The organism is Ruoffia tabacinasalis, from assembly GCF_042652985.1.
GTDB lineage: Bacteria > Bacillota > Bacilli > Lactobacillales > Aerococcaceae > Ruoffia > Ruoffia tabacinasalis.
In genome coordinates, this window is the sequence record NZ_JBHSHQ010000036.1 from 1 (window position 1) to 11,563 (window position 11,563).

Sequence of the window (11,563 nt, forward strand, 5' to 3'; positions counted from 1 at the left end):
GGAAACTATTGGGTGGCAACATTGTGTATTTTTCGTTGCAAAACTATGTACTTCTCTATTGCAAAACACATATGGAGAGAAAAGTAAGTATGTCAGGTATTTTGAAGGTGTTAGGGGTATTTGTGTTAGGCTTGTCACTTCTAACTAATAGCTTACTAGTAGTGCAGGCTGAAGAAGATTTCAAGTTTGGTCTGGAAATGTTGTTGTCTGATCACAAAGATTTACTTGAAGGAAAGCGAGTGGGGCTTGTAACGAATCCTACTGGAATTGACCAGGATTTAAATACAACTGTTGATTTGTTATTTGAATATTTTGAGATTGAATTAACCGCTTTATATGGTCCAGAACATGGGGTTCGTGGGAATGCTGAAGCGGGGGAGTATGTTGAATTTTATACGGATCCAGAGACAGAATTACCGGTATATAGTTTATACGGGGAGACACGTAAACCAAGTCCAGAGATGTTAAAAGATGTGGATCTACTCGTCTTTGATATTCAAGATGCGGGGGTAACTTATTATACTTATGTTTGGACGTTGTATAATATTATGGAAGCAGCCTCTGAAGAAGGGAAGCAAGTGGTCGTACTTGACCGTCCGAACCCGTTAGGCGGAGATTTAGTTGCTGGTCCAGTGGTAGTTGAAGAAGAGCATTCTTCTTTTGTTGGTTTAAAGGATTTGGCGTTAGTTCACGGGATGACTTTTGGAGAGTTGGCTCAGTATTTTAATGGGGAATTTGATTTAGGTGTGGACCTAAAAGTGGTTGAAATGCAAGGCTATGACCGAAGTGAATATTATGCTGACCTAGATATTCCATTCGTGATGCCATCACCCAATATGCCAACAACCGATAGTATAGATGTTTATCCAATTACCGGATTTTTTGAGACATTCGAGAATGTTTCCGAAGGCCGAGGCACAACAAAACCATTCCAATTAGTTGGATCAGACTTTGTGAATGGTAAGGAATACGCCCAAGCATTGAATGACCTTAACTTAAGTGGTGTTAAATTCAGAGCAGCTGCCTTTACTCCCGCTCCTGGACAAAAGCTTGAAGGGAAGCTCGTTGAAGGCGTTGAAGTTTATGTGACAGACCGTGAAGAATATGATCCACTTTATACTGGTCTATCTATGATTCAAGTGTTGAATAATCTATACCCAGATGAGATTGAGTGGCGAGAAGATCAATGGCTAGCTAAATTAACTGGTAAGTCGTATATTGAAGAGGACTTGAAAGCAGGTCTGCCAGTGGAAGAAATCATCGCAAAATGGGACGAAGAATTATCATCATTTAAATCAACACGTGAAGAATATCTTATCTACCCAAGTGGTGAAGAAGAATAGAATATATGCGAGCACCTCCTTAGAAATGAATCTTGGGAGTTTTTTTTACGTAAGGATGCTTTTACTCAAAGGAAGTCGCCCTAGACATAATATAGATGAATTTTTATAGAAATGGTTACAATAATACCAGAGATGATTGAATAAAGTAATTTTATGAGTTTCAATAAAATTTTAAATATTAAGTTTATTGGATTGCTAGTTAGAGAAATAGTTGTCACAACTTTTATTGAATATTATTTAGTAGCTGACTCCGCCATAATGTAATATTCAGCTTGGGATGGATGATTGAATCGGCCAAGTATATTTGCGTTTGGTGGGAGAGGGTGTGGATTGTTGTGGGTTTAAAGTTGATATAAGAATATTGAGGCGTGTCCAGTGTGTAGCGCACCCTTAAAAACGGACTATTTGACTTAATCTGTGTATTGTTTTTCTATGAATCATTTCCATCCCTGAATTTAATATGAAGGAAAGAAACTACACTAGCACGGAATCTGTCTAATTCATAAACAAAGGCAATCAATATCCATATGGATTTTATCCATTCGCATTTGGAGTCCGGCTTAAATTTTTCAGAGTAGCAGAAACTTTAGGCAGGCTATAACAATACTTAATGTGTGAAATCCTTCGCAACACTCAATTAGTAAGGAGAATTAAAAGGCGGACCCAAAGCGCGAATAGATTATCTTAATCTTCGCATTAGGGATTTAGTGATATATGGGTAGATGTACTCATAAATTGTATTAATTCACCTATTATTCTGAATTGAATCACTCACCCAACAAATTATATCAGCACCACACGAAGTCCTTTAGAGGGCTAAAAAAAAGTAATTTCCAGAACCAGGGGAATCATTTTTTTGTTCAGAGTAACTTCTACTGAGCGATTTCAATTCAAACTCCATCAACCATTCATTGCTATACATCATAATTTAACACAGGTCTATTTCTTAGAATTTCTTATACTCTCCAATACTTCAACATACAAGTCTTTGATCTCATTTGCTAGTGGGTGGTTTTTATTGGTTAATCTGAGATTCCTTTATACGTCCTACTATAATGGTTTCATTCATAGCATATTCATTTGACAATCTAATATAGTGTAATTAAGTCAGTCATTGATGCTTGAAATTTAGTATGACAAGTATAATGTTACTTATTTTAAATTATCATAATAGCGCTAGTATTTTGAAAATTTATAATATTTTATATAGATTGAGTAACTTTGGTATAGCTATAATTAAAGTATTTGTATATAGAATTTGGAATAGTATATCACGATAATATTTTTAAATATTTCTTTAATTTTATTAAAAAAGGTATATAATATATTTATTAATAATAAATTAGGAGAATAATATATTATGAGTAGTAGTATGGGTAAGAAATCTTTAAAGAATTCCTTAATGTTTCGCTCTAGTTCACTCTTAGTTGTCGCAGGTTTGGCCTTAATGGCAAATTCACAAGATGTCAAAGCACAAGATGATGCGGTTGTCACTGAAAGTATAGTTGAAGAAGTCGTAGTGTTCGAAGAAGCTCTTCCTGTAGTTGAGGAAGTAGTGGAGGAAGAGACAGCTGTTATTGAAGAAGATGAGGCTGTTTTGGATGAAGTAGTTGAAGGTGATGTAATCTCTGAAGCTATAGAATCTGCTATTGTGGAAGAGGTGGAGGCTGAAGAGTCAACTGATAAAGTTGATGACGCATCTGAAACAATTATAGAAGCAGAATCTGATGATAATATGCAATTTGAGAATTCTATTGAAGTTGATGTTACTGAAGAACTGAAACCAGTAGAAAATCTAAGTACTGAAGTTGCAGAAGATAAACTAGTAGCAACTTCCTTCGAAACTCAAAATTCTCCAGAAGCTGTAACTAGCGGACAAAAACAATTCCCTGAACATAACAGTCAAACAGCGAAGAACATTGCTGATCAACGCGATTATGAATTTGCTGAACATTTGAAAAATAATGGATTTGATCCGAATAAACCGGAAGTATTTTATGAATATCTTGAGAGTTTAGATGTAGAACTTCAACAAACACAAGTTTTAGAAGAAAACTTAAGTGATTTATATGGTAAGTACGATACACTCTGGTGGAATAATCAAATATCTGCTGAAGAGTACAATACTTTTTTATCTGCATATCACACTAAAGTTTATGATTACCAAAATCAACGATATACTTTAAATGATCGTGTTAATTCATTCTCTTATATTCAAAGTAATCTTGATTATTATAATAATTTGATTCAAGGTTTAGAGACAGTAGAAATTATTGAAAATGTTTCTCCTGATGAAGAAACCAGATTATTTAATGAGAATTATCAAAAATTAAAAGGTTCCCAAAGTACTGTCCAAAATAATATTTCAACTATTGATGCTGAAATAACGGATATAAGAGAACTGTTAAATGAGAATAGTCTTTCTATTGAATCAATGGAAGACTACCTTATTCAAATGGGTTCTAAGAGAAATGAAAAATCTGAATTAGAATCTGAATTAAGTTCAATACATAATAACATGTCTAGTTATGAAAGATTTATCTCATATATACCGGGAGAATATAATAGTCCTTGGCCTGAGGATCCAGTTGAAGAAGAATTTTCATGGGAAGATTATTTTAATAATGTACCATCACATAATAGTGAAGTTGGACAAATATTAGATGAGTTTCGTGATAAGTTGATAGACAACCATTTAAAAAACAATGGTCTAGAGGAAATTCAATTTGATGAGTACCTAACTAATATAGAGGATATTAGAAATCAGATTGAATCAAATAATGAACAAAGATTAGAGTTAGATAACCTTAAACAATTATATCATGATAATTACTATTATAAAGGTTTACTAACTTCACAAGAATACTATTTGCTTGAAGATTCTATCAGTCAATTAATTTGGGATATTGACAGTCAATCAAGTGATTTACATTCTAAACTTGATAGTTTTAACGCTCTTGTGAATAATTTTGATAGGTTTAACAGCTACATCAATTTATTAATCGAAGAGAATATTTTGGAAGATGCAGAGGTTGAAGGATCTAATAACTTTGATGATGTATATTTGAATTACAAAGAGTTAATAAATTCAAATATTAAACAAAGCAATAGTATTCAATTAGAGATAGATAACCTAACTAATCAATTAAAAGAAAATATTTTTACATCCGATGATGCTGAAAAAATCCTAAAACAAATAACTCAAAAACAAGCTGAAATCAGTTCTTTAAATACAGAAAGATACAAACTAGAAGATAAAATAAATAAATTTGATACCATCAAGAATTACCTTCCGATTGATGAGGCGCCAGAAGAACCAGAAGAAGAGACAACTTCATGGACAGAGTACTTCAAAAATCCTCCTATTCACAATAGTACTATAGGACAAAAACTTGGAGAAATACGTAACCAAGGAATAGTAGATTATTTAGAAAATCTAGGAATTGAAGCGGATAGCTTTAACGACTACTTAATATCTATAGATGAGATGACTCGTGATGTTGAAGTATATAATCAAGAAATTTCTAAATTATATACTATGATGAATGATTATAATAATAAAGCTTACGCTAGAGAAATAACTTGGGATGATTATTATATTATCCAAGATGCTATTCAGAATAAAATTTGGGTTAATGAAAATAAGAGAAATGAATTGGATTCGGAATTGAATCGATTTAACAATTTAGTTAATAGATATGATGAATTTAATCGTTACATTGACTTTTTAATTGATCAAAATATTTTAGAAGATATTGATCATGAGAGTAATAATAGTTTTGATGAGTTGTATCTAAGTAATAATGAATTATTAAACTTAAACAATAATTTACAAAATCAACTAAATACTGAATTAGCAGAGTTATACAGTCAATTAGTTGAAAATATTTATTCTCCTGAAGCAATAGATAGATTAGTTGATGAAATTAACCAGAAAAAATATGAAATTAATACTCTTAACAATGAGTATAACGAATTACAATCTATAATTCATATGTTCCAAACTATCAGAAATTATGTGCCGGTAGAAGAGTTGCCTGAAGCACCTGAAGAGGATCCTGAAGAAAATCCTGAAGAAGACGGAAGAACTCCGTGGGCAGAGTATTTCAAGAACACGCCTGTGCATAATAGTGAAATCGGACAGAAACTTGCTAATGCTCGTGACCAACAGATTGAGTATTACTTAAGAAATCTAGGTGTTGAAGAAGAGAATCTAGAAGAATTCTTTGCTATGATGGATGACATTTATAGTCAAGTAGATTACTATTCTAAAGAAAATACTAGATTATCTAAGCTAAGAGAGGATTACTATCAAAAATATTCTTATGGAATAATAGATTGGCAAGAGTATCAATTAATTCAACAGGCCATTGAATCTATGAGTATGAATAATTACTTTAATTCAGATAAATTGATCTCAGAATATAGTTATTTCCAAAATATGATTTGGACGTTTGATTCTTATAATAGTCGTATTGCTTTCTTGATTGAAGAGAATATTCTAGAAGATCTCGAAAACGAAGGTTCCAATAGTATCGAAGAAGTTCAACAACATTACAAAGACCAATTAAGTGAACAGATTAGTGTGAGAAATAATCTTAATAATGAATTAAATATAATATTTAAAGGATTAGATAGTAACAATCTCCCTCAGGAAATATTAGATAGTATTTTGAATCAAATTACTCAAAAGCAAAATGAAATTTACTCTATGAATGCAGAAATTGATAGTACACAACAAGTATTAAACAAATTAAATGAAATAAAATCTTATTTGGCAGATGGACCTGGAAACACAGTTGAAGAACCGGAGAATCCAGAGCAACCAAACGAAGAACCGGAGAACCCAGAGCAACCAATCGAAGAACCGGAGGAAGAAAGAACCTCCTTATTCGACTACTTCAATAATCCTCCAATTCATAATAGTCAGACAGGACAAAACATTGCTGAAAAACGTGACTATGAGCTAGCTAAAGCTCTTGAAGAGTTAGGCATTACTGTCGATAATATGGAAGAAACTTTATTGGTTTTTGACGAGAAACAAAATTTAATCGATAGATATGAGATGGAATTGGATAACCTGTACGAAATAATGAATAGTCTTTATGGTCGTAACCCTTATGATGAAAATGAATTGAATTACATGAATACAGTTATAGATGGAATGTTTGCAAAAATTGAAAACTATAACAACAAGATAAATAGTTTAAACTTGGAATTAAACGCAATGAATAAAATAAAGGTTGATTTTGATAATTACAATAAAATAATTGAATTGTTAGATGAAGGGCAACAATCAGATGAACCATGGCTAACGGATGAAGTTTTAAGGTTTAATCAGTTACATCAGTTCTATCAAAATCAATTAGACGAGCTGAGTAATATAAAATTTAATCTTAAACAAGAGCTATCTAATTTACTAGATCAGGCAGAAACTATTGATCTAACTGATGAAGGTAATTGGATTCTATTTAATCAAATAAATGAAAAAAATAGTGAAATAGAAAATATAGATAATAGTATTTCATTAACGGAAGGCCAATTAGATAATCTTGAAGTGATAAATAAATATTTACCTGAAAATTATCAAGGTGTAGAATTTGATGATGAAAATGATGAATCAGAACGAAATACTTTTGTGTCCCATTATATTCAATATACGCCTAAATTACCGGATGTTTATATTCCTACTACTGATTTAAAAGTGGGAGAAATTAGGATTGTTAGTATGGGTAGAGAAGGTCGAGTATTAGTTACACATGCTCCAGTCAATCCTTCAAAAGGACAATGGGATTCAGAGATATTATTTGAAAAAGTTATCGAAGAAGCTACTGCAACAATTATTGAGTACGGTGTAGCAGAAGTTGACGAGGAGGTTGATTCTCCTGATGATGAAGGAGTTGTATTACCTGGTGATAATGAAGATGAGGATTCAGAAGTAATTGATGATACTCCAGATGAGGAAGAAAATGGAGATCCAGAAGAAACTGAGGATGAAGAAATACCAGATGAGGATGAGGACGATAATTCGGATGAAGCTTCGGAAGGTGAAAACTCATCTAACAATTCTGATCCATCAGAAGATGATAAGGACGAAGAAACTGAAACTGATAACAATAATGTGGGAGGTTCACCAATAGTTAAGCCAAACAATCCAAGTAATGGTGGAACTCCAACTCCTAATGCACCAGATGTTACTGAGGGCTCTGAAGTTGATGAAGATGACGATTCAGAAACTTCTGGTAAATCAGACTCTGATGCTAACGATTCTTTAGATCTTGATAGTTTATTCCCAGAAGAAGTTTCTATAAACCACTCTGGTGTTATGTTACCTCAAACAGGCGAGAATAATAGTAACTTATGGTTCGCAGGTTCAGCAGCAGCTGTATTACTTGGATTAGGGTTGATTACGAGTAGGAAAGAAGAGACAGAATAAGATCTGAATAATGTATCGTCCATATTTGTTTTAGGTGATATTTAAAGTCAGTGTGATTAATTCATGCTGGCTTTTTTAGATACAACTAAGAAATTATCACCTTGAATAATTAGACTTAATGCATCACTTGGGGTTTAAATATTGCATGAGTGGTAGTTTTAAATTAAATATTCTGGATAAATAAAAGACAAAGGTAGGTGCTGATATGGAAGAAGCTATTATTTTAGATAATAAATTAATTGTTGAGATTGAAGAGTCTCAAGAAGGATTTGAGTATTGAATCAGAACTTTTAGCCTCTGAAGCTGAGATAACACAAATTGAGGTATGGGGATTCCATCTTCTTTATTAACGTGGACTAATGAGATTATTGCGATAAAAAGAAAACTGAGAATTAATGCAGCTGAATTTGATCAGGCTATTAATGAAGTTACTCTTCATATATATCGAAAAGGATTTGATGTTAGATTTCAGACTAGTCAAACCATTCCTGTAGTAATTAATGAGTTGTTGACGCGTTTATTTTATTCAATTCGTAGAACTATTAAGTATTTTCAATTGAATGATTCTAGTCAGTGGAATTTTAATGAACTATGGGAAGCATGTAATCCCTATTCTAATGCGAGTGTGGGCCGGATGCTGACAGTTTCGCATGCTACTTTTGAACTTATAGATATTAGTGACGCAATAATCAGAAGTTACGGAACGAATAATCCTATAGAATTTATAGTTCGATTGAATCTCATCGGTGTTTGAAGGTTATCTGTCTCAATATATGGTGAGGTAGGCTACCTAATTGATCGAGAATATCGAAAACGCGAGACAGATTATCACACTAAGCGCCGTGTGTTAATTGAGAGCTATATTGAGGATTTAAAGAAATTAACTAAACGTTATAATCATGCCGATACGAGCTGAAGGAAATACAAAAGGACATGCCTTTAATATGGGACAAGCCAGTGCCTTGGTTGAAATTATTTCAGCAACTGTCGGGGCTTGGCTAGTCACGCAAATCACCATTGTTTTACCTTATGCGCTAGCGTTTGCCGCTGGAGCAATGGTTTCTGTCTGTGTGGAGGAACTGATTCCAAATTCGCAAAACAATGGTTATAGTGAAGTAGCCACCATGGCTTTTATGCTTGGTTTTGCGATTATGATGACTTTAGATGTGGCGCTTGGTTAAGAAATAACAATTAAAGGGGTCTTTTTTCTCTGCAAATGAAATAGGAGAGAAAAGTCCTTCTTTTTATTTTCTAAAGGCTATCATTATAAATTGTGAACGACTTGTTTTAAAATAAGACTACAGTGAATAGAAAGTAGGAATTTTCATGTCATATCTTTTGTATGTTCTTGGTGCAGCGATTATTATTGTGACGCTGATTGATATTATTTGGACCACTTTATGGGTAGATGGGGGAGCGGGGTGGATAACGGACCGATTAACTACAGGCATCTGGCGTAGAATTTTAAAATCAGGTAAGGAGAACCTGATGAATATTTCTGGTCCTTTAATTCTCACGGTTACATTATTTACGTGGTTCTTTCTCCTCTGGTTTGGCGCAACGGTCTTTTTCGCTGGCGATTTAGGTGCCATTGTTCATTCTTCTTCTAGTCAATCCATTACTTGGTATCAATTACCGTATTACAGCGGCTTTGTGGTGTTTACATTAGGGATCGGCGACTTTACACCTCAAACCACTTTTTTTCAAATAACAACCGCTTTATTTTCCGGAATAGGCATGTTGATGCTCACTTTTGGGGCTTCTTATATCCTTTCCATTGTCAGTGCAGTGGTTGAAAAAAGGACACTTGCACGTAATATTATGGGAATTGGAGAAAGCAGTGTAGATTTTTTGCAAACGATATGGAACGGGAAAAATTTTAATCAGCTGGATGACGTTTTAGCTGACTTAAATTCACAAATTACTCAATATACACTACAAATTCAAGCTTTTCCTTTGCTTCAATACTACCACAGTGAGGATATTGAAAAAGCAACCACGGTAGCGATAGCAGTGCTCTATGACTCTGTACTGGTTCTCAGATATGGGATAAAAACTGAAAGATTAGTGAATACGACACTAGTTGATGCAACAGTAAAAAGTATTAATAATTTTATAGATACTTCTAGCGATGGTTATGGCAATCTTTTTGAAGATTATTATAAAAATCCGCCAGAACTTGAACTATCCAGTTTAGAACAGACAAGGATCCCTTTAAATCGTCAAGAAGACTATGAAAAAAATATGGAAGAATACGAAGACAAACGACATCAGCTACAAAAAATCATTATGATTGATCACCATGACTGGCCAAATCAGTAAAAAATAAAAGAGTGCTCATTTGTCTGCTTTACAGCAAAGCAGAGAAGAGCACTCTTTTTTTATGTCTATTATTTACATTTCATCCGGTGCTTGGACACCTAAAATTCTTAAATCTTCTTCAAGCATTAAGGCAACGGCATACACTAAGGCTAAACGACTCTCTCGTTCAGGTGAATCATCCAATTAGAAAATATATTTAATAAATATTTAGATTTATTATGTCATAAAAAATAAAATTATAAAAATTTGTTTATGACATAATTTTTTTGAGTATGAAGATAGAATAAGGTTGAATGTGATAATAGTCTGTATATAAGTTTTGTTGGAGTGTGGTTTGTGACTTTCTGGATACGTCGCTCTCAAAGAGCCATCACGTAGGATATGATTGAACCACTCTGTGGTTCTTTTTTATTGCCACCGTGGTACAACTAATGCGTGAGCGAAACTCACAAAATACTATGGAGGTGGCATCATGTCCAATTATGTAGAAATGCTTCGGTTATATGAAGTTGGATTTAGCTTCAGGCAAATCGCTAAACTCGTCTCTTCTGGTCGAAACGCCGTCACTCGAATCCTCAAAATCGCATAAGAAAAGGAGTTGACGTTAGAAGAAGTGACTCAATGGTCCAGTAATGAATTAGAGACTATGTTCCAATTGTATAGTAAGAAACAGGATCAACCTGTTTCTTATTATACAATGCCAGACTACAAACAATTATCGAAAGAGCTCGCAAAGCCAAGCGTGACGATGCAACTGCTTTGTGAAGAATACGCGCAAAAAGCTCGATTCAATCATAAAATCTACTATAAGTTAACCCAATTTAAGAAGCACTATAATGATTACTTATCTAAAATGAGTTTTAGTCATGTTCTTCATCACGAAGCGGGAGAACAAGTTCAAGTGGATTGGACAGGTAAACGACCATAATGGATTGATCCATTGACTGGGGAATTCATCAATGGCTAGTTATTTTTGGGAACCCTACCGTTTATTGGTTATTCTTACGCTCAATCATGTATCAATCAAAAATTACCAAGGTGGACTGAATCCCACATACATATATTTGACTACTTCAAAGGCGTTCCCACGTTGTTAACACCCTATAATCTTCGCTCAAATGTTACTAAAAATACCAAACAGGAGCTCCTTCTAAACCAAACAGATAAGGATATGGCGAATCACTATCAAACGATTATTGTACCAACACGCGTTGCCCATCCAATGGACAAAGCAGCTGTAGAAAAATCATGTTAAACACCTGACAACGCATATTATCGGTCGTATGCGCAACTATCAATGTTTCAGTATCGATGAATACAACCACTATTTACTGGAGCTCTTGGATGAATTCAATGCCAAGCCGTTTCAAAAGAAAGAAGGAAGCCGTCTTCAATTATTTAAGGAATTTGAACAAGTAGCGCTCAAGCCATTACCAGCTTATGCGTATGAAGTATGTGAATT

General features: G+C 33.7%; 6 protein-coding genes and 1 pseudogene. 6 read left to right on the forward strand and 1 reads right to left on the reverse strand.

All coding sequences use genetic code 11. The features are described 5' to 3' along the window. The 4 genes from ACFO5Y_RS06240 to ACFO5Y_RS06255 all read left to right on the forward strand — a co-directional run. The coding region (locus ACFO5Y_RS06240) for an exo-beta-N-acetylmuramidase NamZ family protein (protein WP_380706380.1) at positions 1-1,343 on the forward strand (1,343 nt) is incomplete at its 5' end. Positions 1,344-2,703: 1,360 nt separating this feature from the next. Continuing rightward, the gene (locus ACFO5Y_RS06245) at positions 2,704-7,779 is read left to right on the forward strand and encodes an LPXTG cell wall anchor domain-containing protein (protein WP_197105273.1); all 5,076 of its coding nucleotides are present in this window, start codon (positions 2,704-2,706) and stop codon (positions 7,777-7,779) included. An 899-nt stretch (positions 7,780-8,678) separates the two neighbouring features. After that, complete coding sequence (locus tag ACFO5Y_RS06250; RefSeq protein WP_231606974.1) at positions 8,679-8,960, forward strand: ZIP family metal transporter; 282 nt, start codon at positions 8,679-8,681, stop codon at positions 8,958-8,960. Between the two features lie 145 nt (positions 8,961-9,105). Then, positions 9,106-10,101, forward strand: a complete 996-nt coding sequence (locus ACFO5Y_RS06255) for a hypothetical protein (RefSeq protein ID WP_197105275.1) — start codon at positions 9,106-9,108, stop codon at positions 10,099-10,101. 72 nt (positions 10,102-10,173) lie between these two features. Here the strand turns inward: ACFO5Y_RS06255 and ACFO5Y_RS06260 are convergent. Continuing rightward, a pseudogene (locus tag ACFO5Y_RS06260) lies at positions 10,174-10,284 on the reverse strand (DALR anticodon-binding domain-containing protein); the annotation flags it as partial. A gap of 430 nt (positions 10,285-10,714) precedes the next feature. Here ACFO5Y_RS06260 and ACFO5Y_RS06265 point away from each other — a divergent pair. Next, a complete protein-coding gene (locus ACFO5Y_RS06265) occupies positions 10,715-11,029 on the forward strand; it encodes a hypothetical protein (protein WP_197105276.1) in 315 nt (104 codons plus the stop codon). 162 nt (positions 11,030-11,191) lie between these two features. Continuing rightward, complete coding sequence (locus ACFO5Y_RS06270) at positions 11,192-11,356, forward strand: hypothetical protein (RefSeq protein ID WP_197105277.1); 165 nt, start codon at positions 11,192-11,194, stop codon at positions 11,354-11,356. Positions 11,357-11,563 lie beyond the last annotated feature (207 nt).